Annotated in this window: 20 protein-coding genes; 10 read left to right on the top strand and 10 right to left on the bottom strand. The window is 62.1% G+C overall.

Features of this window, described 5'->3' with window-relative positions:
* Nucleotides 1-6: 6 nt before the first annotated feature.
* The 6 genes from HB633_RS08415 to cobC are packed head-to-tail and all read left to right on the top strand — an operon-like array spanning nt 7 to nt 6042.
* Entirely contained in the window at nt 7-1872 is a 1866-nt protein-coding gene (locus tag HB633_RS08415) for a TonB-dependent receptor (RefSeq protein WP_213777713.1), read from the top strand.
* 11 nt (nt 1873-1883) lie between these two features.
* On the top strand, nt 1884-2876 hold the full coding sequence (locus HB633_RS08410) for an iron ABC transporter permease (protein ID WP_213777714.1): 993 nt from the start codon (nt 1884-1886) through the stop codon (nt 2874-2876).
* Nucleotides 2873-3658 (top strand): ABC transporter ATP-binding protein, encoded by a 786-nt coding sequence (locus HB633_RS08405; protein WP_213777620.1) that lies wholly within the window; start codon nt 2873-2875, stop codon nt 3656-3658. The genes HB633_RS08410 and HB633_RS08405 overlap by 4 nt, the downstream gene beginning before the upstream one ends.
* 8 nt (nt 3659-3666) lie before the next feature.
* Complete coding sequence (cobT, locus tag HB633_RS08400; RefSeq protein ID WP_213777619.1) at nt 3667-4716, top strand: nicotinate-nucleotide--dimethylbenzimidazole phosphoribosyltransferase; 1050 nt, start codon at nt 3667-3669, stop codon at nt 4714-4716.
* A gap of 7 nt (nt 4717-4723) precedes the next feature.
* Complete coding sequence (locus HB633_RS08395) at nt 4724-5485, top strand: adenosylcobinamide-GDP ribazoletransferase (protein WP_213777618.1); 762 nt, start codon at nt 4724-4726, stop codon at nt 5483-5485.
* Nucleotides 5470-6042: an alpha-ribazole phosphatase gene (gene cobC / locus HB633_RS08390; protein ID WP_213777617.1), complete on the top strand. Its 573-nt coding sequence runs from the start codon at nt 5470-5472 to the stop codon at nt 6040-6042. Before HB633_RS08395 ends, cobC begins: the two co-directional genes overlap by 16 nt.
* Before the next feature lie 2 nt (nt 6043-6044).
* Here the strand turns inward: cobC and HB633_RS08385 are convergent, their stop codons facing one another.
* The 4 genes from HB633_RS08385 to cobU are packed head-to-tail and all read right to left on the bottom strand — an operon-like array spanning nt 6045 to nt 9408.
* Nucleotides 6045-6935, bottom strand: coding sequence for a cobalamin-binding protein (locus HB633_RS08385; RefSeq protein ID WP_213777616.1), 891 nt, complete (start codon nt 6933-6935; stop codon nt 6045-6047).
* Nucleotide 6936: 1 nt separating this feature from the next.
* Entirely contained in the window at nt 6937-7935 is a 999-nt protein-coding gene (gene cobD / locus HB633_RS08380; RefSeq protein ID WP_213777615.1) for a threonine-phosphate decarboxylase CobD, read from the bottom strand.
* Nucleotides 7928-8869 (bottom strand): adenosylcobinamide-phosphate synthase CbiB, encoded by a 942-nt coding sequence (gene cbiB, locus HB633_RS08375; RefSeq protein ID WP_213777614.1) that lies wholly within the window; start codon nt 8867-8869, stop codon nt 7928-7930. Before cbiB ends, cobD begins: the two co-directional genes overlap by 8 nt.
* Nucleotides 8870-8871: 2 nt before the next feature.
* Complete coding sequence (cobU, locus tag HB633_RS08370) at nt 8872-9408, bottom strand: bifunctional adenosylcobinamide kinase/adenosylcobinamide-phosphate guanylyltransferase (RefSeq protein WP_213777613.1); 537 nt, start codon at nt 9406-9408, stop codon at nt 8872-8874.
* A 57-nt stretch (nt 9409-9465) separates the two neighbouring features.
* On the opposite strand from cobU, the gene HB633_RS08365 reads away from it, so the two are divergent.
* Nucleotides 9466-10941 (top strand): cobyric acid synthase, encoded by a 1476-nt coding sequence (locus HB633_RS08365; RefSeq protein WP_213777612.1) that lies wholly within the window; start codon nt 9466-9468, stop codon nt 10939-10941.
* 20 nt (nt 10942-10961) lie between these two features.
* On the opposite strand, the gene HB633_RS08360 is transcribed toward HB633_RS08365, so the two are convergent.
* The gene (locus HB633_RS08360; RefSeq protein WP_213777611.1) at nt 10962-11381 is read right to left on the bottom strand and encodes a PaaI family thioesterase; all 420 of its coding nucleotides are present in this window, start codon (nt 11379-11381) and stop codon (nt 10962-10964) included.
* Nucleotides 11382-11559: 178 nt separating this feature from the next.
* Between HB633_RS08360 and HB633_RS08355 the strand changes: the two genes are divergently transcribed.
* On the top strand, nt 11560-12186 hold the full coding sequence (locus tag HB633_RS08355) for a ParA family protein (RefSeq protein ID WP_056351823.1): 627 nt from the start codon (nt 11560-11562) through the stop codon (nt 12184-12186).
* A 54-nt stretch (nt 12187-12240) separates the two neighbouring features.
* Here HB633_RS08355 and panD read toward each other — a convergent pair whose 3' ends face one another.
* The 5 genes from panD to HB633_RS30795 form a co-directional block, all read right to left on the bottom strand.
* Nucleotides 12241-12627 (bottom strand): aspartate 1-decarboxylase, encoded by a 387-nt coding sequence (gene panD / locus HB633_RS08350; protein ID WP_213777610.1) that lies wholly within the window; start codon nt 12625-12627, stop codon nt 12241-12243.
* 11 nt (nt 12628-12638) lie between these two features.
* A complete protein-coding gene (gene panC / locus HB633_RS08345; protein WP_213777609.1) occupies nt 12639-13472 on the bottom strand; it encodes a pantoate--beta-alanine ligase in 834 nt (277 codons plus the stop codon).
* A 100-nt stretch (nt 13473-13572) separates the two neighbouring features.
* Complete coding sequence (locus HB633_RS08340) at nt 13573-14358, bottom strand: segregation/condensation protein A (protein ID WP_213777712.1); 786 nt, start codon at nt 14356-14358, stop codon at nt 13573-13575.
* Between the two features lie 110 nt (nt 14359-14468).
* Entirely contained in the window at nt 14469-14657 is a 189-nt protein-coding gene (locus tag HB633_RS08335; protein WP_172811963.1) for a DUF3460 family protein, read from the bottom strand.
* Between the two features lie 303 nt (nt 14658-14960).
* A complete protein-coding gene (locus HB633_RS30795) occupies nt 14961-15086 on the bottom strand; it encodes a hypothetical protein (protein WP_255580808.1) in 126 nt (41 codons plus the stop codon).
* Between the two features lie 152 nt (nt 15087-15238).
* On the opposite strand from HB633_RS30795, the gene HB633_RS08330 reads away from it, so the two are divergent.
* On the top strand, nt 15239-16972 hold the full coding sequence (locus HB633_RS08330; protein ID WP_346730287.1) for an autotransporter assembly complex family protein: 1734 nt from the start codon (nt 15239-15241) through the stop codon (nt 16970-16972).
* A gap of 28 nt (nt 16973-17000) precedes the next feature.
* A complete protein-coding gene (locus HB633_RS08325; RefSeq protein ID WP_213777607.1) occupies nt 17001-21047 on the top strand; it encodes a translocation/assembly module TamB domain-containing protein in 4047 nt (1348 codons plus the stop codon).
* Nucleotides 21048-21080: the final 33 nt, after the last annotated feature.

Genomic DNA, 21080 nt, shown 5'->3' with positions numbered 1-21080 from the left:
GCAACCATGGTTTCACCCATTACCCGCGCTGTCCTGCTGCTTTTCGGCAGTTTACCCGTTGTCGCGAATGCTCAGTCCTCTCCGGATTCCTCCGGCGCGGCGTCCGACCCCGTCATGCTTCTGCCCGTCGTGGTGACGGCCACCCGCGCGCCGCAAACGCTCGCCGATTCTATCGCGCAGACAACGCTCTTCGACCAGCAGGACCTCGCCGATTCAAACGCCACCGACGTCGCCGGCCTGCTTGCGCTCGCCCCCGGCGCGCAGATCACGCGCAACGGCGGCCCGGGTTCGAGCGCGAGCTTGTTCTTGCGCGGCGCGTCATCGGCGCAATCGCTTGTGTTGATAGATGGCGTGCGCGTCGAGTCCGCCGGGCTCGGTGCGGCGCAACTTTCGCAACTCATGCTCGACCAGATCGATCGCGTGGAAGTGGTGAACGGTAACGTGTCGGCGCTGTATGGGTCGAATGCGGTTGGCGGGGTCGTGCAGATATTCACGAAGGACGGTGGCAATCACCCGCCGCGCTTCAACTTCGAGACCGAGGTGGGCAGCTATCACACGCAGCGCCAGCAGGCCGGCGCGAACGGCGCGCTCGATAAAGACGGCCGCACCACGTTCAACGTGACGCTCTCGCGCGAGAAGACGGACGGCTTTTCATCGATAGATCCCGCGACTTCACCAAATGTGAATCCGAACGCGAACGGGTATCTGAACGAAAGCGTATCGGCGACGTTGCGTCATCAGTTCAGCGATAAATGGGACGCCGGCGTGCGTTTCCTGCAGTCGAACGGCATCAACAGTTTCGATAACGCTTACGGCCAGCCCACCGACGACAACGAATCGCATAACCGCGTGCGTTCCACTTCGGTCTTTGCAAACGGCAAGATCACCGACAACTGGACCACGCACTTCACCGTCGCGCAGGGTCAGGATCGCGCGGACACGCAGTTGAACGGCGTGTACAACAGCAAGTTCAACTCGGAAAACCACCAGTACACGTGGCAGAACGACCTTGCACTGACGCCGGATCACAAATTCGTATTTGGCTACGAACATCTCGATCAGACGCTTGATTCGGACCAGGTCACGGCTCCCGATCGTCATGTGAATTCGGGTTTCGCGGGATATGTGGGCAACATCGGGGCAAACCAGTTTCAGGCGAACGTGCGACGCGACCAGTATTCGGATTTCGGCGGCGCCAACAGCTATTACCTCGGTTACGGCTACCGTTTCGACGCGCACTGGAAAGCCACGTTCAGCTATTCCGATGCATTCCGCGCGCCGACCTTCGACGATCTGTACTATCCGTTCAGCGGCAATCCATCGATACAACCCGAGCGCAGCCATTCGCTCGAAGCCGCGTTGCAATATGCATCGAGTACGGTCGGCATCTTGCGGCTGACCGCCTTCCAGACGCGTTACACGAACCTGATCGATTACGTATCGGATGGCAGCGGGTTTTTCATCGCGCAGAATGTGGGGCGGGCGAAGGTGCAGGGGCTCGAGGGATCGTGGCAGGGCCACGTGGGACGCACGGATGTCCGCGCGTCGTTCACGCTGCAAAATCCCATCGATGAAATCAACCAGCAGGATCTCACGCGCCGTGCCCGGCGTTTTGCGACGCTCGCGGTGAACCGGTCGATAGGCGGCTGGCGCGTCGGCGGCGAATGGATCACGAGCGGCGCGCGCGAAGATTTCGATTCGACGCTTGGCGGTTATGGTTTGGTGAATCTGTCGGCACGATATGACATCACGAAGTCGTGGTACGTCGGCGCGCGTCTCGACAACGTCTTCAACAAGGACTACCAGCTTGCATATTCGTACAACACGCCGCGTCGCGGTGCCTACATCACGCTCGGGTGGCAGCAGCGGTGAGCGTTAGACGCATGGACGCCCGGCGCGCCGTGACCGTCTGGATCGCGCTCGCTTTCGCGGCGTTTGCCGTGTTTGTTGCGTCGCTCGCGATTGGCAGCGTGCCCATGTCGCCCGTGCGCGTGCTGCACGCGCTTGTATCGCCGGGTAATGACGTGCTCGATGAAATCGTGCGCACGCTGCGTTTGCCGCGTGCGCTTGGCGGTTTTGCATCGGGCGCGTTGCTCGCGATGGCCGGCGCGTTGCTGCAAGTGTTGTTGCGCAATCCGCTGGCTGAACCATATGTGCTTGGCGTATCGGGCGGCGCGGCGGCGTTCGCGCTCGCCGCGATGCTGTTTTCGATGTCATGGTGGAGCGTCGATCTTGCCGCATTCGCGGGCGCGTTTTTATCGATACTACTTGTCCTCGGCCTCGCCCGGCGCGAGCTGTGGCGTGGCGAACCGCAGGATGCATCGCCGAGATTGTTGTTGACCGGCGCGGTGATCGCGGCGGGGTGGGGCGCGTTGATCACCTTGATGCTGGCCGTTGCGCCTGAAAACCGCTTGCGGGGCATGGTGTTCTGGCTGACGGGCGACTTGAACGGCGTCGCGATGCCATGGCCCGCTTTGATCGCGTTGCTGGTCGCGCTGATCGCGATCGTGCCGGCCGCGCCGCAACTCAACGTGCTGCTTCGTGGCGATATCGCGGCCGAAGCGCTCGGCGTGCGCGTCGTGGGTTTGCGTTTGCGCGTGTATCTGGTGGCGTCGCTGGCGGCGGCCGCTGCCGTTACGACCGCCGGGACGATCGGGTTTATCGGGCTGGTCGTGCCGCATGTGTTAAGGCTCGCGTTCGGCAACGACCAGCGCATGTTGCTGCCGGCATCGGCGTTGACCGGAGGACTTGCGGTGATGGGCGCCGACCTGATCGCACGCACCGTGATCGCGCCTGCGCAGTTGCCCGTGGGCGTGATTACGGCGTTGATCGGCGTTCCGGTGTTGTTGTGGATGCTGCTGAGGCGCGCGCGATGAACGGCCTACATGTCAAGCAACTCACTTTGCGCGCGGCGGATCGCGTGTTGATCAACGATCTCACGCAGACGTTCGCGCCCGGCGAGATGTGGTGCATCGCGGGGCCGAACGGTGCAGGGAAGACGACGTTGATATCGGCGCTGGCGGGGTTGGCGAAGGACGCATCAAGCGCGATTTATCTGGATGAACGACCGCTCAAGGAATGGCGTTCGAATGAGCTGGCGCGTCGCCGCGCGTTGATGCCGCAAGCCTCGCACGATGCATTCAGCGCCACCGTCCTGGATACCATCCTGCTCAATCGCTTCCCGCATTTGACCGGCTGGGGTTGGGAAAGCGATGCAGACCGCGCGGCTGCGCACGCCGCTTTGGAAACGCTTGGCCTTGCTTCGTTTGCATCGCGCGATGTCCAGTCGCTCTCCGGCGGCGAGCGTCAGCGTGTATCGCTCGCGGCGACCCTATGCCAGGACGCGCCGCTTTTGCTGCTCGATGAACCCCTCTCGCATCTCGACTTGCATCATCAGATCGATTGCCTCGAAGCGTTGAGCGAATGGGTCAACGCGCGCGAACGCAGCGTTATTTTCTCGTGTCACGATCTGAACCTCGCCCGGCGTTTCGCCACGCACGCTCTTCTGCTCGACGGCGCCGGCCACACGCATGCCGGACTCGTCCGCGATGTCCTCACACCCGAGCGCGCAAGCGCCGCGTTCGGCTATCCGCTAACCTTGATTCAGCAGGACGGACACGAAGCGCTCGTGCCCGTGATGCGCTCAATTCCACGATGAACCCGACCATGCCCGAAAATCTTCCGCGCCCCGAACCGCTCGACCGTTCGATGACAGCCGAGCTTCAACATGTCATCGATACAAAGACCAAACCGCCCGGCAGTCTCGGACGGCTCGAATCGCTCGGGCTGCAGATCGGCCTGATTCAGCGGACGGTGCGGCCGCGTATCGAACGTCCGGCGATGATCGTTTTCGCCGGCGATCACGGCATCGCGGCCGAAGGCGTGAGCCCGTTCCCGCAGGAGGTGACCGTGCAGATGGTCGCGAATTTCATTGCGGGCGGGGCGGCGATCAACGCGTTATCGAAGGCGTCGGGCATGACGCTGGAGGTCGTGGATGCGGGCGTGGCGAGTGCATCGCCGGCGGCGGAAGGTTTCGTCGATGCCGCCATCCGTCGCGGCGGCACGCGCAACTTCGCGCACGAACCGGCCATGACGCGTGATGAAGCGTTGCAAGCCATCGCGCGTGGCGCCGAACGCGTGCGGCATCACGCGGCGCTCGGCACGAACGTGATCGGCTTCGGCGAAATGGGGATCGCGAATACGTCGGCGGCGGCGTGTTTGATGAGCCGTATCTGCAAGATTGAAATCGATGCATGCGTTGGACGCGGTACAGGACTCGACGATGCCGGCCTGAATCACAAGCGCGACGTGCTTGCCGCAGCGTTGAAAAAGCATGCGTTGTCCGCCGATCCAATCGGTACGCTCGCCACGTTCGGCGGTTTCGAAATCGCAATGATCGCCGGCGGTTTTCTTGCGGCGGCCGAAGCGCGGATGACGATTCTCGTCGACGGTTTCATTGTCACGTCGGCGCTGCTTGTTGCGCACGCGATCAATCCGGCCGTGCTCGATTACTGCGTTTTCGCGCATGCGTCCGATGAAACGGGACACGCGCGAATGCTCGATTTTTTCGATGCGAAACCTTTGCTGCAACTTGGGCTTCGGCTCGGCGAAGGCACCGGCGCCGCGCTCGCGCTGCCCTTGTTGCGCGCGGCCGTCGCGTTCATCAACGAGATGGCGAGCTTCGAATCGGCGGGTGTATCGGACAAGGCTTCATGATTGCGCTATGAACCGGCCATCGCAGGAACTTCGATATTTTTTCACCGCGCTCGGGTATTTCACCCGCGTGCCGGTGCCGCGTTGGGTCGGCTTCGAGGCGCATTATCTGAACGCGGCGGCGCGGTATTTTCCGTTGATCGGCGTGTTGATCGGCGGGGTTGGCGCGGTGGTTTATCTCGGCGCGCTGCAGGTTTTTCCGGCGGGCGTGGCCGTGTTGTTATCGATGGCGGCAACGCTTCTTTTGACCGGCGCGTTCCACGAAGACGGTCTCGCCGATAGCGTCGATGCCTTCGGCGGCGCGTACACGCGCGAGGACGCGTTGCGCATCATGCATGACTCGCGCATCGGCGCGTTTGGCGCGATTGCAATGATCGTGGTGCTGGCTTTGAAGTGGCAAACGCTCGCTTCGATGTTGCCCTTGCGTACTGCATGGATGATCGTCGGCGCGCACGCCGCGAGCCGCACGTTCGCGATCAGCTACCTCTGCACGCTCGACTACGTTCGTGCTGAAGGCAAGGCGAAACCGGTCGCGCAGAAGATGAGTTTCGGCGCGTTCGTGTTGGCCGTGGTGATCGGATTGCCGTGGCTATTTTGGCCCGATTGGCGGCTTGGCTGTGTGTTGATTGTGGCGCTTGTGGTGATGCGGTTATTTATCGGGCGGTATTTTGTCAGGCGCATCGGTGGATATACCGGCGATTGCCTCGGCTTCGCGCAGCAACTCTTCGAACTCGCCATCTACTTGATCGGACTTGCATGGATCTCGTCCTGATTCGCCATCCGGCCGTGGGTATCGATGCCGGGATTTGCTACGGCCGTACCGACGTTCCGCTTCTCGCGGACGCAGCCGAATCGGCGCGCTTGATTAAAGCGCGTTTGCAAACGCTCAAGGCGCCTGACCTGAATGGCGCCTGGCACACCAGTCCGTTAAGCCGATGCCGCCTATTGGCCGAATCCCTTGGCCCAATCCAAACTGATCCACGCCTGCAGGAACTCGATTTCGGCACATGGGAAGGCGCGCGTTGGGACGGTATCGATCGCGCGATGCTCGATGCATGGGCGGCCGATCTTGAGCACGCGCGCGAGCATGGCGGCGAGAGCGTTGCGCAGTTTGCCGGGCGCGTCGCTGGTTGGGCGGATTCGGTTTTTGCGGTTGACCGGGAAGGCCCGGTACACGTCGTCACGCACGCCGGCGTCATGCGCGTTCTGACCGGCCATCTGCTTGGTTTAAAACGCGCGAACGTCATTCAATGGCCGCTCGATTTCGGCGCGATCGTCTGGCTCAAACGCGTGCGCGGCGAATGGTTGCTCGTGCGATGGAACGCTTGAACCTACTTCGGACGCCTCGCGCGCGCCGCGTCCAGATCCTCGCATAACGCCTTTGCGCCGAGCGCGAGACGCGGTGTTGGACGATTGATCAGATCGCCGTCGATACCAAACAGATTGCCGCGCGCGACGGCTTTCATCGAAGGCCATTTCCGCCATGTTTCAAGCGATGGCAACGCGCGTTCCGATTTCGTCGCGCCAGGCGTCGCCGTGACGATGGCTTCAGGGTCGGCCGCGAGGACGGCTTCGGTCGAGATCGTCGGCGCGAGCGGTTTCAGATCGGCGAACACGTTTCGCCCACCGCACAATTCGATCACTTCGCTGACCGTGCTCGAACCATTGAGCGTCATCAGCGGATCGTCCCAGACTTGATAGAACACGCTCACGGGAGATTGCTTTGCGTAACGCATTCGCAAGTTGTCGATGTCGTGGCGAAACGCATTCGACGCCTTGTTCGCCTCATTCGATGTGCCGAGCAGGACGCCGAGTTTATCGATGGTCGCGGGAATGTCTTCAAGTTTGTGCGGCTCGCTGAAGAACATCGGCACGTGGAGTTCGCGCAACCGATCGAGTTGGCGCAGCGCATTGCCATGCCGCCACACGACGATCAGGTCGGGTTTCATCGCGACGATGCGTTCGAGGTCGAGCGATTTGTTATCGCCGACGCGCGGTATCGATTTCGCTTGCGGCGGGTAATCGCTGTATTCGACCGCGCCGACGATTCGATCGCCGCCGCCCGCCGCATAGAGCAGTTCGGTGACGTGCGGCGCGAGGCTGACAATACGTTGCGCCTGGGCATTTAGCGTGACGGTTGCGCCGGAATCGTCGGTGACGGTGAGCGCGTGGGCTTGCGTGGTGACAAAAAAGAAGAGCGCAACAAGAAAGCGGAAGGTCATGTCATTGTTTGCCAACGGCTTGTTCAAACGCCTCCGAGAACCTCGACCATTCGCCTTCCGTGCCCGTCAGTCCAATCCGCAAACTCGGCGATGCGCCGTGCTCGAACAGCCGCGTCCAGATGCCTTTTTCCGCAAGGGCGCGTTGCAGATTTGCGGCGTTCGGGGTTTCGAACCACGCGAAAAGCGGCGTTGAATACGGCTTGAAACCCTGAGCGCGGATCAACGCGGAGAGCCTCGCGCTTTCCCGCGCCAGTGTTGTGCGCGTTTCCGTCTGCCAGGCGTGATCGTTGAACGCGGCCGACACCGCATGCCGCGCCGGCCCGCTCACGGTCCACGCGCCGAGCGTCTCGTTCAAGGCATCGCGTAACGGTTGGGACGCGAGCACGAAGCCCGCGCGGATTCCGGCCAGACCGTAGAACTTGCCGACCGAACGCAGCACGACCAGACCTTCACGGTAAGTCTCCGGCGCCAGCGAAGCATTGTCGTAAGCATCGGCGAAAGCTTCATCGATGATCAATGTGCCTGCACGTGCCGTCAGTTGCTCGTGCCATTCGAGCAAAACATCACGATCGATACGCTCGGTGGTTGGATTGTTAGGATTGGCGACGATCACGTGATCGACGTCTTTCGGCAAAGTCGCGGACACCACATCAAGTGCCACAACACGATGCCCCGCGCGTTCAAACGCCGGCGCGTATTCGCCGTAGGTCAGCGGCGCAACGGCCGCGACGCCTTTTGGAAGCAAGCCTGGCAGCGCGCGAATTGCCGCCTGGCTACCGGCAACGGGCAACGCGCCCGGCGCGCCATAGTGTTTCGCGGCGAGTTCGGCGAAACCATCGGCGTCTTCGGGCAAGCGGCGCCATGCATCGACGGGCACAGGAGGCACCGGATAAGCCCGCGGATTGATCCCCGTCGATAAATCCAGCCAGTCAGCGAGCGCAATGCCGTATCGCGTCGCGGCTTCGCGTAAGTTGCCGCCGTGTCGTATCGGTTCAGCCATGAAATCCCACGCCCGTGAAAGCCAGCACCAGCAATAGCACGAGCCAGAGCACCGTGGTGCGTTCGACCAGCCGCAGCGCCGCGACCACATGTTTCGGCGCGGCGGTCATGCCGAAGCCCAGCACGGGGCGCGTTTCGAGCGTGCCGTGATACATCGCGGCGCCGCCGAGCAGCACGTTCAAACTCCCCGCGCCCGATGCCATCACCGGCCCCGCGTTCGGGCTGTCCCAGAGCGGCGCTTGTGTTTGCCAGCAGCGCCACGCCGTGCGGGTATCGCCAAGAAGCGCATAACTCGCCGCCGTGAGGCGCGCGGGGACGTAGTTGAGGACATCGTCGAAACGGGCGGCCGCCCAGCCGAAGCGCGAATAGCGCGGCGTCCTGTAACCCCACATGGCATCGAGCGTGTTGGCCAGGCGGAACATCAGCGCACCCGGACCGCCCGCGATCACGAACCAGAAAAGCGCGCCGAAGATCGCATCGTTGCCGTTTTCCAGCGCGGATTCGACGGCCGCGCGGGAGAGGGCGGCTTCATCGGCGTTGGCGGTTTCACGCGATACGATCCGCGCCGTCAGCGAACGCGCCTCCGGAAGATCGCCGCGCCCGAGCGCACGCGCGATCGGCACGATGTGATCGCGCAGGCTCTTGGCGCCGAGCGCGAACCATAAAAGCGCGACGTGGACGGCGCAAGCGGCGGCGAACGGCAGCACGCTCACGAGAATCCAGCTGATCAAAACCGGCGGCACGACGGCGACGAGCCACGCGAGAATGCCCGCCGGGCGGGCGCGGAACCCGGTGTTCATCCGCGCTTCAATACGCGTTGCCAAGCGGCCGAACGACACCAGCGGATGCCGCGTCGCCGGTTCGCCGAAAATCCTGTCGACGACCACGCCCGCTATTGCGAGCATTGCCGTGACGTAAAACGAGAGCAGCAGCATTGTCAGCCTTTGAGGACGAGTGGCAGGCCCGCCACCATCACGGTCACGTGCGTGCTCGCGGCGGCGACGCGCTGGTTCAGGCGGCCGAGTTCATCGACGTAAAGGCGTGTCACCGATCCCATCGGCACGACGCCCAGTCCTATTTCGTTACTTACGATGATCACTTTCCCTTTGACCTGTGACAGGGCGGCATCGAAGGCGTTGAACGCTTGCAAAGGCGGCCCGTCGGGCGTGGTGCCATCGGCGGGGAAAAGCAGGTTGGCGAGCCACAGCGTCAGGCAGTCGATCAGCACCACATGTCCCTCGCGATCCAGCTCGCGCAGCACGCCGCCCAGATCGAGCGGCGCTTCGACCAGCGCCCATTGCGCCGGCCGGCGTTCGCGATGCAGCTCCACGCGCGCCGCAAATTCGCTATCGCCAACGCGCGCCGTCGCCACATAGGTGACGGGCAAACCGCTATCCGTGGCGATGCGTTCGGCATGCGCGCTCTTGCCCGAGCGCGCGCCGCCGAGAATGAAAGTGAGATCGGGGGAAGTCATCGCAATATTGTACCGGCGGGCGCTAACATAGCGGCTTGCCTAATACCCACGACCGATATGCACTTCGCACCGCGCGGCACGCTGATGATCCAGGGCACGACTTCCGATGCCGGCAAGAGCACGCTGGTCGCAGGTTTATGCCGGCTGGCCTTGCGTGGCGGCATGAAAGTCGCGCCGTTCAAGCCGCAAAACATGGCGCTGAACAGCGCGGTCACGGTGGACGGGGGCGAGATTGGCCGCGCGCAAGCCTTGCAGGCGATCGCGGCGGGCGTGGATGCCGAGATCGACTTCAATCCCGTGCTGCTCAAGCCCACCAGCGATCGCGGCGCGCAGGTGATCATCCACGGCCACGCGCACGCCAATCTCGATGCCCGCGCGTACCACGCGTACAAAACCATCGCCTTCGATGCCGTCCTCGCCTCGTACGCCCGTCTTCAGCAGCGATTCGACACGATCATCGTGGAAGGGGCGGGAAGCCCGGCCGAAGTAAATCTGCGCGATCGGGACATCGCCAATATGGGTTTTGCCGAGCGCGTGGATTGCCCGGTCGTGCTGGTGGCGGATATCGACCGCGGCGGCGTGTTCGCGCATTTGCTCGGGACGCTCGCGTGTTTATCCGAGACGGAACGGGCGCGGGTTCGGGGGTTCGTGATCAACCGTTTTCGCGGCGATATCAGCCTGCTGCAGCCCGGTCTCGACTGGCTCGAAGCGCAGACCGGCAAGCCCGTGCTTGGTGTTGTGCCTTATCTGCACGGCCTGACGCTCGATGCCGAGGACATGTTGCCGAGCCAGCTCCACACGCGCGGAGCGGGCGCGGAGGTGCTGAAGGTAATCGTCCCGGCCTTGCCGCGTATAAGCAATCACACCGATTTCGATGCCTTGCGCGCCCATCCCCAAGTGGATTTTTCATACGTGCGTGCCGGAACCGCGCCGCCGCCGGCTGATCTGATCGTGTTGCCGGGATCGAAAAGCGTGCAACGCGATCTCGCGTGGTTGCGGGAGAACGGCTGGGATCGCGCGATCGAGCGGCATCTTCGATACGGCGGCAAAGTCCTGGGAATTTGCGGCGGCATGCAGATGCTCGGCCGTACCGTCGATGACCCGGAAGGTTTCGAAGGCCCTGCCGGCTGCGTGAACGGCCTGGGTTTGCTCGAACTCGATACCACGCTGACCGCCGACAAGCTGCTCGATAACGTGAACGGGCGCTTGACCATCGGCGATGCTTCAGCCCCGGTGCGCGGCTACGAAATCCACATGGGCCGCACGACGGGCGCGGCGCTTTCGCGGCCGGCGGTCTTGCTCGACGGTGATCGCCCGGACGGCGCCATTTCCGCCGATAACCAGATCGCCGCGACCTATCTGCACGGCGTTTTCGATACCCCCGAGGCCTGCACGGCGCTGCTCGAATGGGCCGGTTTGCGCGATGCCCAGGCGCTCGACTATCCTGCGTTGCGTGAAGCGTCGCTGGATCGTCTTGCGGACACGCTGGGCGAATCGCTGGATCTGAAAGCGCTCGCAGCTTTATTTGCCTGAAGGCCGCTTTCGTTTTTCGGTCAATACAGGATCATCTGCGTGCATCGAAACAACGCGATGGTTTTACCGTCACCATTCGTGACAATCGCGTCCCAGACCTGCGTGCTGCGCCCGAGGTGCACGGCGGTCGCCCGAGCGATGATCACGCCGTCGCGCGCGGTTCCCACGTGATTGCTCTTCAACTCGATAGTCGTGAAATTCTTCGCACCCTCGGGCAAATGCGCGATACACGCGTAGCCGCAACATGTATCCGCCAGCCCGACGACGGTCGCTGCGTGCAGGAAACCATTGGGCGCGAGGACTTCCGGCCGCACCGCTAGTTTTCCGGTGAGCGCGCCGCTTTCAACCGATACCACTTCCACGCCCAACAGATCGGGCAGCGTGCCGCGCTGGCGCTCGCGCAAATGTTCGAGGGTGACATCGGGGCGAAGTACGGCCATTTGGTTTAGTCCTTGGCTGAATGGGTGGGTGATTGACGCGTGCGTGGATTGAAACAAGCAAATCCGATAGTATCAACGGCTCGAACTTTTCACTTATTACAGCGCTTACAGCACGACCGGGTCTCGCAGACCGCATCACGAGGCCCCGTCGCGCTGGCAAAACACGTGGAATGGATCTATGACGGTGATCGTGGTGGCAAATCCGAAAGGCGGCGTGGGCAAAAGCACGCTTTCGACGAACCTGGCCGGATATTTCGCGGCAAACGGCGAATGGGTCGCGCTCGCGGATCTTGACAAACAGCAGTCCGCGCATGGCTGGCTGGGGCTGCGGCCCGACACGCTGCCGAAGATCGAGGAGTGGACCACTAACGTGGACGCCCCGACCAAACCGCCAAAAGGCCTGGAAAAGGCAGTTATCGATACCCCGGCCGGAATCCACGGCACGCGCCTCGCGCTGGCGCTGGAACTGGCGGACAAGGTGATCGTGCCTCTCCAGCCATCCATGTTCGATATCCTCGCCACCCAGGAATTTCTCGTCCGGCTCCAGAAGGAGAAGGCGATCCGCAAGGGAAGCATCGAGGTGGGCGTGGTCGGAATGCGTGTCGATGCCCGCACGAAATCGGCGGACCAACTGCATCGGTTTGTTGAAGGACTCGACCTGCCGGTGCTCGGATATCTGCGCGACACGCAAAACTACGTGCAGGCCGCCGCGCACGGACTGACCATCTGGGACGTGGCGCGAAGCCGGGTGGAGAAGGATCTCGAGCAGTGGCAGCCGATTATCGAGTGGGTGTCAAAGAAGTAGGGTTTCACCAAGAAAAACGCCGGTGGCTTTTTATGGCCGCCGGCGTTGTTTTATTCAGGTCCAGTTCTGCGTTGGGACATGATCGCGGTTTCCCTTGATCCGGTTTTTTCCATCGACGAAAACCAGGTCCGGCTTCCAGCCTGCTTTCAACTCGGCTTCATCAACGAGCGCGAACGCCGCGATGATCACCAGGTCGCCCAGCTGCGCGCGGCGTGCCGCCGACCCATTCAGCGAAATCATGCCGCTGCCGCGCTCGCCCTTGATGGCGTAGGTGGTCAGTCGCTCGCCGTTGTTCACGTTCCAGATATCGATTTGCTCGTTTTCAACCAGATTTGCCGCTTCCAGCAGGTCCTCGTCGATTGCGCACGAGCCTTCGTAATGCAATTCGCAATGCGTCACCGTTGCGCGGTGAATCTTCGACTTCAACAGCGTTCGCTGCATGCGTTCCTCGTTCAGATTTCCAGATTGTCGATCAGGCGCGTTGTGCCGAGCTTGGCGGCGGCCAGCACGACAAGCGGCGCGTCCGTGTCCGCCGGCCCCGGCGGCAGCAGATCCACGCGCTTTCTGACCGCGATGTAATCCGGTTGCCAGCCGCGCAGTGCGAGCGAATCGACGGCTTCTTTTTCAATCGATGCAAAGTCGCGATTGCCCGAAAGCACCGCGTCGCGCACGCGATTCAGGGCTTGCGCCAGCACCGGCGCTTCGGCGCGCTCGGCGGCCGCCAGAAAGCGATTACGCGAACTGAGCGCAAGGCCGTCTGCGTCGCGCACGGTTTCGGCGGCGACAATCTCGGTCGGCAGCGCGAATTGATGGCACATCTGCCGCACGATCATCAGTTGTTGATAATCCTTTTTGCCGAACACGGCCACGCGCGGTTGGACGCAAGACATCAGTTTCATCACGACCGTGCACACGCCCTGGAAAAATCCGGGGCGGAATTCGCCTTCCAGGATATCGCCCAGGTTGGTCGGCGGATGCACGCGATATTGCTGCGGCTCCGGATACAAATCCGCTTCCGTGGGCGCGAACAGCACATACACGTTTTCGGCCTGAAGTTTCTCGATATCGTCTTGCAGCGTGCGCGGGTATTTATCGAAATCTTCGTTGGGGCCGAATTGAAGCCGGTTTACGAAAATACTGGCGACGACCGGATCGCCGTGCTGGCGCGCGAGGCGCATCAGCGAAAGATGGCCTTCGTGCAGGTTGCCCATCGTGGGGACGAAGGCGGTTCGGTTCTGGCCGCGCAACTGGTCGCGCAGTTCATGGATCGAGCTGATGACTTTCATCTAGCGGGTGACTCCTTGCGGGCAACGCGAAGAACACGCGGCTCCGAGGGAAAAAAGAGAAGGGTTATGCAAGATCGCGCCAGATGAACAGGATTCACGCTCAAGCCGGTGAATACGCGAGCCTCACATAGATAGGCGCATACGGCTCGGCCTGGGTAATCTCGATCAGCGATTCGCGCGACAGCTCCAGCATGGCGATGAAATTCACGACCACGACGGGCACGCCGCGCGTGGGGTCGAAGAGATCGCCGAATTCCATGAAACGAGCGTTTTGCAGACGCCGCAAGATCACGCTCATGTGTTCGCGCACCGACAATTCTTCGCGCGAGATCTTATGATGTTCGACCAGCCGCGCCCGTTTGATGACGTCGGCCCAGGCGGCCCGCAGGTCGTTCACATCGACGTCGGGGAAGCGCTGCGCCGAGCTTTGCTCCACATACACTTCGGCGCGCAGGAAGTCGCGGCCTAGTTGCGGAATGTGGTCGAGTCGCTGCGCCGCGAGCTTCATTTGCTCGTATTCGAGCAGGCGCCGCACAAGTTCGGCGCGCGGATCCTCGGCTTCTTCGCCGGTATCCGCTTTTTTCACCGGCAGCAGCATGCGCGACTTGATCTCGATCAGCATGGCCGCCATCAGCAGATATTCTGCCGCCAACTCCAGATTCGATTCGCGAATCTGATCGACGTAGCCCAAATACTGGCGCGTCACGTCCGCCATCGGGATGTCGAGGACGTTGAAGTTCTGCTTGCGGATCAGGTACAGCAGCAAGTCGAGCGGGCCTTCGAACGCCTCGAGAAAAATCTCGAGCGCGTCCGGCGGGATATACAAATCCGTCGGCAGCTTCCAGAGCGGCTCGCCGTACAAATGCGCGAACGCTACGCCGTCAATGGTATTCGGCGTGGAATCGGTCGCAGGCGCGGCGCGCGCGGCGGCGCGATCGTCCTTATCTGTTCCCGAATGATCCGCAGCGTGCTGCGCGTCGCGCGCTGAACTCACGTTCAGAAGTTCTGGTAATAGACGTAGGACGTTTGCTCGACCCGCGACGTTTTCAGCTTCGCGCGTTCGTCGAGGTCGACCGGCTGCTTGTCCCACAGGAGCGCGCGGCCCTTGCGCTGTTCGTCTTCCAGCGACGGCTTTTGCTCTTTGAGCTTGTTGATGAACTGGGTGATGTCCGACTGGTACATGATTCGACTTCCGTTGGATCAAAGCGATTCAGAAACGGGTGCGGCATAACGTAAGGTGAAACGCCGCCGGGAACAAACGCAATTTTACCGCAAGCATCAGGGCGTGGAGCGGAAACCGGACGGGAACAGCGCGCGTTGGCCATCCGGTCTATAAAAATGGCCCGCTTCGTTGCGAAACGCCGGCTTGGTAAAAACCCTGTCATTAATTGCAAAATCGCGGAACAAGCACGGCAAAGCGCCGTCCAAGCCGCACCTCCGCGTTTTTCGGATCGTGACGGAACGCTTGTCCTGCGTGCCTGAGCGCCGTCATGGCGCGAGAAATCCGGGTGCTGTGCGCATGACCTGTATGGGCGCTTCGGGACAGCCGGCGCTGCCGATGTGGTGAAATAGCGCCTGCCGGATCATCCGCTCGTCTGGCGGAAGTTTTCTCATTGCCCAACTCTTTGTTTTATCCAACCCGGAGGTCACGTTTGGCGGGGCGCCTGTTTGATCCGCTGCGCTTCAAGCGCGGGCAAGCCGAGCACCGGCGGCTGAAAACGCCGCTGGTTGCATCGTCGAAAGCGCCTTCCCGTGCGTCGTCACTCGTGCGACGCGCCGTCTGGTCGCTCCACGCGCTGGCGCTCTGCGTCTTCGCCGTGCCCGCACACGCCAAATATGACGTGGATATCGACGCTCCCCGCAGCGTCAGGTCGCTCTTGAAGGACCATCTGGATTTGTCCCGTTTCAAGAAACGCGACGATATCAGCGACGAACAATTCGACTTCCTCGTGACGGCCACACCACAGGAAGTGCGCGATCTCGTCTCCACCGACGGCTATTTCACGCCCGTGGTGCGCACCGACGTCAAACGCGAGGGCGACAAACGCTCCGTCACGATCTCCGTCGATCCCGGCCCGCAAACCAAGGTCGCCTCCGTGTCGCTCACCTTCAAGGGCGCGATCACGGAGGAGGATCGCGCGCAGGAAAACACCGCGCGCTTTGCGTTTTCCGTTCACGAAGGCGATCCGTTCTCGCAAGGCGCGTGGGACGATGCGAAAAATGCCTCGCTGAAAGCGCTTCAGTCGCGGCGTTATCTGGGCGCGAAGATTTCGCAATCAAAGGCGCGAGTCAACCCGCGCACGCATATCGTGGATCTCTCGGTGACGTTCGACAGCGGCCCGACCTTCACGTTCGGCAAGCTCGACGTGTCAGGCGTGCGGCGCTATCCCGAACAGATCATTCACAACGTGAACCCCATTCACGAGGGCGATATCTACGACGTAGCGCGCGTGAACGAAATGCAGCGCCAGTTGCAGAACACGCCGTATTACGCGTCGGTTGCCATCGACGCCGATAACGACGTCACCAAGCCCGTCGAAACGCCGATGCACCTGAAGGTCAGCGAATACCCGTATAACAGCGTGCGCTACGGCGTGGGTTACGCGACCGATACCGGGCCGCACATCCAGGGCGCCTACAGCTATCTGGATACGTTCGGGAAGGCTTATCCATTCACGGTGTCGGGCCGTATCGACCAGACGCAGCAATATGGGCAGGTCCAGCTCGCCATGCCGCCGGGCAACCGGGCGTGGGTGAACAGCGTGCTGGCTTCGTACACCAACACCAATGTGTCCGATACGCGCATCTACAGCGCGCGCGCCGGCGTGCAGCGTTCGCGCTCGCTGCAGAACATCGACACCACGTATTCGCTGCTTTTCTATGCCGATCGGCTAACGCAGAACGTCGGACCGCCTACAACGAGCCGCGCGCTGGTACCTTCGTGGCAATGGGTGCGCCGCAACGTGGACGACCCGCTGTTTCCGCGCTCGGGCAACTTGATTCGTGCCGAGGCTGACTTTGCTGTCAAAGGCATTCTCACCGACCAGACGTTTGGCCGCGTGTACACGAACCTGCTGCAATACCTGCCGCTGAGCAAGAGCGACTTGTTCGTCTTCCGCGCGGAGTTCGGCGGCGTGTTCACCACGGGCGGGTCGAGCGGAATTCCGGCGTCGCTGCTGTTTCGTGCGGGTGGCGCGAATTCGGTACGGGGTTACGGCTATCAAAGTATCGGTCACGACGTCGATGGCTCGGTGTTGCCGGTCAAATACCTGTTGACCGGCAGCACGGAATATCAGCACTGGTTTACGCACGACTGGGGCGGCGCGGCATTCTTCGATATCGGCGCGGCCGCCGACACCTGGAGCGAGCGCGTTTTCGAACCCGGCGCGGGCGTGGGCGTGCGCTGGCGCAGTCCCGTCGGACCCGTGAACGTGGATATTGCGTATGGTTTCAAAAACCGCGATATCCGTCCGTACCTGACGCTTGGAATTGCCTTTTGATGAATTTGCTTAACGTGTTCTTTCGCGCATGACGGAACAGAATGGCCAACCGCCCGCAGACCGACCGGACCCTTCGAAGGGCCGGGGAGACGGCGCGTCCGAAGGCGGCAAGCCGGTTCCGAAGAAGCGCGGCGGCTGGCGGCGGTTCGCAAAATGGCTGGGCGGTAGTGTTCTCGTGCTGGTGCTGTGCCTGGCGCTTGGTCTCGCAATGATTTTGTACGGCCTGAGCAGCGAGCGCGGGACACGTTATGTCTGGCAGGCGGCAACGTCGCTGCTTGGCGGGCGTTTGAGCGGCACGCTCGATGGCGGTGCGATCTCGACCGGCCTGCATTTGCGCAACGTTCACTGGAAAGGCGCCGACGGTACGGACGTCGCCGTGGACAAGGTCTCGGGCAAGTGGGAACTGACGCGCGAGCCGTTGCGTTTCACCATCGACTATTTGCATGTCGGAACGGTCGATGCCCGGATAGCGCCATCGCCGAAAAGTACCAGCCCGGTCGAGTTGCCGAAGGATCTGCGCTTGCCGATCCAGCTTGTCATCAGCGACGTCACGCTCGACAAACTGCGTCTTCACGAAGGCGCGACGACCACGGAATTTTCCCGGCTCGCGTTGTCGGGTCATAGCGATGGCCGTCATCACGCGGCCACCGTCCAGCGCCTCGATACGCCGTTCGGCGCGGTCACGGCGGCGCTGAAGCTCGACGGCGGCGCGCGGCCGTTTCCGCTGACGGGCGATGTCGGTTATTCAGGCAAGGTAAGCGACGAAACCGTACAAGTTGCCGCGCGCCTTTCCGGGTCGCTCGAGAACCTGACGGCGGATATCGATGCCAGCGGCATGAAGCTGAAGGGCAATGCGCACGTGGAGGCCGAGCCGTTCGGCGACGTGCCGCTCAAGCGCGCGCTCGTCACCGTGGATCATGTCAATCCGCAGGCGTTCAGCGCGAGCGCGCCGTTCGCGGATCTGGCGTTGCGCGCCGAACTGAAGCCCGATCCGGCAACCCCGAACGCGCTGGTCGTGACCGGGCCGGTTTCTATTGTGAATGCGAAGCCGGGTACTGTGGACAAGCAGTTGATCCCCCTGATCGACGCCCATGCGAACGTGAAGCTCGATGCCTCCGAGCAAATCATCTCTGGTCTGAACGTGCGGCTTTTGAAGGATGCGACGCTCACGGGCGGCGGGACTCTGAAAGACGGCAAGGGCGAGTTCGACCTGAAAGTGGCAAAGCTCGATTTGAATCAAATTCAATCGACCATCCGGCCGACGCAGTTTGGTGGACCGATCGGTATCAAGCTTGCTGGCGATACGCAGACCATCTTGCTCGATCTGAACGACGCCAAGGCCGCGCTGCGCGCGCAGGGCAAGATCACCCTCGATCCGAAGCAAACCGCCTTCGACGCCGTGAAGGTGAGCGTGGGGAAGGGGCATGTCGAGCTGAGCGGCGCGCTCAAGAAAGATGTGCATTCGAGCTACGACCTGAAGGCGAAGATCGTCGATTTCAATCCGTTGTTGCTGTCCGATCAACTGCTCGCAACGCCGCCGCCGGCGAAGGGCGCAAAGCGACCGGCCGCGAAACCGCGGACCATAGAAGCGCGCGTCAACGGCACGCTTTCCGCGACCGGCGTACTCGCGCCGACACTCACCACGAAAGCGCAATTCAAGCTCGGCGACAGCGTCTACGACAATTTGCCGCTAACCGGCTCGGGGACCGTCCAGGTAGTGGGAACGCGCATCTTGCCGAGCAATGCGACGCTTTCCATCGCGGGTAATAACGTCGATCTGAATGGCAGCTTCGGTACGCCGAGCGATCGCTTGCGTTTTCGAATCGATGCACCGCAGCTCGAGCGCCTTGGCTTCGGCCTGGCGGGCCTCGTGAAGGCGGACGGCGATCTCACCGGTTCGTTTGCGCATCCGAACGTTGCGGCGAACTATCAGGCCGACAGCGTGGTGTTCGGCGCCAATCGCGTCGGCCACGCAGAAGGACGGGCCGAGGCGCGGGACGGCGCGAACGGGGCGCTCGTGTTCACGTTGAAGGCGCGCGATGTCAGCACGGACGGCGTCGACCTTTCGAGCTTCGACGCTGACCTGAACGGCACGCGCGCCAATCACACGCTCAACGCGACGGCCGTTGGCAAGTTGCGCGGCAATGCGGTCAATCTGACGCTTGCGGCGAACGGGCGCCTGACGGACGCCCGCGACGGCGCGCATTGGGACGGCACGGTCACGCGTTTATCGAATAAGGGCACGCCGAACCTGAATCTCGACGCGCCGCTGACCGTGAGTTACGCGCCTAATCATGTTGCGCTGGGCGCGACGCGATTGTCGGCGGAGGGCGCCGTGCTCGACCTGAAATCGTTCGCATTCGACAGCGGACGGATCAGTTCCGTGGGGTCGCTCACCAATCTCTCCGTTTTGCGAATGCTTGAAATCCGTCAGGAGCTGATGGGGGGGCCGCCGCCAATCAAGACCGACCTCGTCTTCGATGGCGACTGGAACTTCGCGCTCGGCGCGACCGCGACGGGCTATGTGCAGGTGAAGCGGCGTGGTGGTGACGTTTCCATCGATGCCGCTCGTGGCGTCGCCGCGCTCGGCATCACGGACATCGCCGCGCGCGCCGATTTCACCGGCGGCAATCGGCTCAACGCCACGTTGCACGCGCAGGCGTCGCGCATCGGCGTGATCGATGCCAACGTCCATACAACGCTGGTTTCGCGCGATGGCGTGCTGACCGTGTCCGATGAAGCGCCTGTGAGCGGCGGCATTGAAGCCAATGTGCCGACGCTGCGCACAACGGGCGGATTGATCGGCCCGACCTACCTGCTCGATGGCCGGATTGGCCTCAAGCTGACTATCGCGGGAATCGTCGCCAAGCCGACGGTGTCCGGCATGCTGACGGGCGACGGGTTGTCGGTGACGGTCATCGATCAGGGCGTGCAGTTGAAGGACGGCGTGATCCGAATTGCACTTTCCGAGAACCTCGTTGATCTGCAGCAGGTCGAGTTCCACGGCGCGAGCGGCACGTTGCGCGCCACCGGCAAGGTTCGGCTCGATCAGGATCAGCCGGATCTGACGGCGAGCATCATTGCGGACAAGCTGGAACTGTTTGCGTCGCCGGACCGGCAGTTGCAATTGTCAGGTAGCGCGTCGGTGGCGAATGCGGGGTTGAAGGGGGGCATGAATATCGACGGCAAGTTCACTGTCGATCACGCGCTTTTCGATCTGCCGGAGCAATCGGCGCCTTCGCTCGGCGACGACGTCGTGATCGTGCGGCCGGACGGCACGGTGAAGGGCGAAGACCAGGCTGTGGTGGCCACCGGCGACAAACCCGTGGGCGCGTTTGCGCCACGCGCGAATATCGATATCAACCTTGGGCAGAAGTTCCGTTTCCGTGGCGCGGGCGCCGACCTGGGTCTCGCCGGAACCATTACCGCGATGAGCGCGCCGAATATGCCGTTGCGCGCGGTCGGCAACGTGCGGGTGACGCCCGGTTCAACGTACACGGCGTTCGGGCGAAAACTCGGTATCGAGAACGGATTCTTCACGTTCAACGGGCCGGTCGCTAATCCCGGCATCAACATCCTCGCAATGCGCCGCAATCAGGAAATCGAAGCCGGCGTGCAAGTGACGGGAACGGTGCAGGCGCCCAATGCCAAACTGATTTCCGAGCCGAACGTGCCGGACAACGAAAAGCTGTCATGGCTGCTGTTCGGTCATGGCACGGATCAGGGCAACAACGTGGGCCAGCAAAGCGCGATGACCAACGCATTGGCATTGCTTGGAAGCGCGAGCGGCAAGCGGATCGCGCAGACCTTCGGGCTGGATGAATTTTCTATCGGCACCAGTGAGGTCGGACTGACTGATCCGCAAGTCGTGATGTTGTCGAAGGCGATCAACGAACGCCTTGTGCTCGGCTACGAGCAGGGCCTGCAGTCCGCAAGCAACGCCATCAAGATGACGCTGAACCTCTCGCGTTTCTGGTCCGTTTCCGCATATGGCGGCACGTTCCAGGGGCTCGATCTGCTTTATACGCGACGCTTCGATTCGTGGGCGCGAAGAAACGGGCCGTCGGAGAAGTAGGCATGTAAAAAGAGCCGTTCAACGCGAGTTGAA

Source organism: Caballeronia sp. dw_276, from assembly GCF_018449635.1.
Classification (GTDB): Bacteria; Pseudomonadota; Gammaproteobacteria; order Burkholderiales; family Burkholderiaceae; genus Caballeronia.
Note: the sequence above shows the minus strand (reverse complement) of the source record. Positions and strands in the feature narration are given on the sequence as shown.

Coding starts and splice junctions, on each gene's coding strand:
- HB633_RS08415 (WP_213777713.1), top strand. CDS start 7: ATGGTTTCACCCATTACCCGCGCTGTCCTGCTGCTTTTCGGCAGTTTA.
- HB633_RS08410 (WP_213777714.1), top strand. CDS start 1,884: ATGGACGCCCGGCGCGCCGTGACCGTCTGGATCGCGCTCGCTTTCGCG.
- HB633_RS08405 (WP_213777620.1), top strand. CDS start 2,873: ATGAACGGCCTACATGTCAAGCAACTCACTTTGCGCGCGGCGGATCGC.
- cobT (WP_213777619.1), top strand. CDS start 3,667: ATGCCCGAAAATCTTCCGCGCCCCGAACCGCTCGACCGTTCGATGACA.
- HB633_RS08395 (WP_213777618.1), top strand. CDS start 4,724: ATGAACCGGCCATCGCAGGAACTTCGATATTTTTTCACCGCGCTCGGG.
- cobC (WP_213777617.1), top strand. CDS start 5,470: ATGGATCTCGTCCTGATTCGCCATCCGGCCGTGGGTATCGATGCCGGG.
- HB633_RS08385 (WP_213777616.1), bottom strand. CDS start 6,935: ATGACCTTCCGCTTTCTTGTTGCGCTCTTCTTTTTTGTCACCACGCAA.
- cobD (WP_213777615.1), bottom strand. CDS start 7,935: ATGGCTGAACCGATACGACACGGCGGCAACTTACGCGAAGCCGCGACG.
- cbiB (WP_213777614.1), bottom strand. CDS start 8,869: ATGCTGCTGCTCTCGTTTTACGTCACGGCAATGCTCGCAATAGCGGGC.
- cobU (WP_213777613.1), bottom strand. CDS start 9,408: ATGACTTCCCCCGATCTCACTTTCATTCTCGGCGGCGCGCGCTCGGGC.
- HB633_RS08365 (WP_213777612.1), top strand. CDS start 9,466: ATGCACTTCGCACCGCGCGGCACGCTGATGATCCAGGGCACGACTTCC.
- HB633_RS08360 (WP_213777611.1), bottom strand. CDS start 11,381: ATGGCCGTACTTCGCCCCGATGTCACCCTCGAACATTTGCGCGAGCGC.
- HB633_RS08355 (WP_056351823.1), top strand. CDS start 11,560: ATGACGGTGATCGTGGTGGCAAATCCGAAAGGCGGCGTGGGCAAAAGC.
- panD (WP_213777610.1), bottom strand. CDS start 12,627: ATGCAGCGAACGCTGTTGAAGTCGAAGATTCACCGCGCAACGGTGACG.
- panC (WP_213777609.1), bottom strand. CDS start 13,472: ATGAAAGTCATCAGCTCGATCCATGAACTGCGCGACCAGTTGCGCGGC.
- HB633_RS30795 (WP_255580808.1), bottom strand. CDS start 15,086: ATGAGAAAACTTCCGCCAGACGAGCGGATGATCCGGCAGGCGCTATTT.
- HB633_RS08325 (WP_213777607.1), top strand. CDS start 17,001: ATGACGGAACAGAATGGCCAACCGCCCGCAGACCGACCGGACCCTTCG.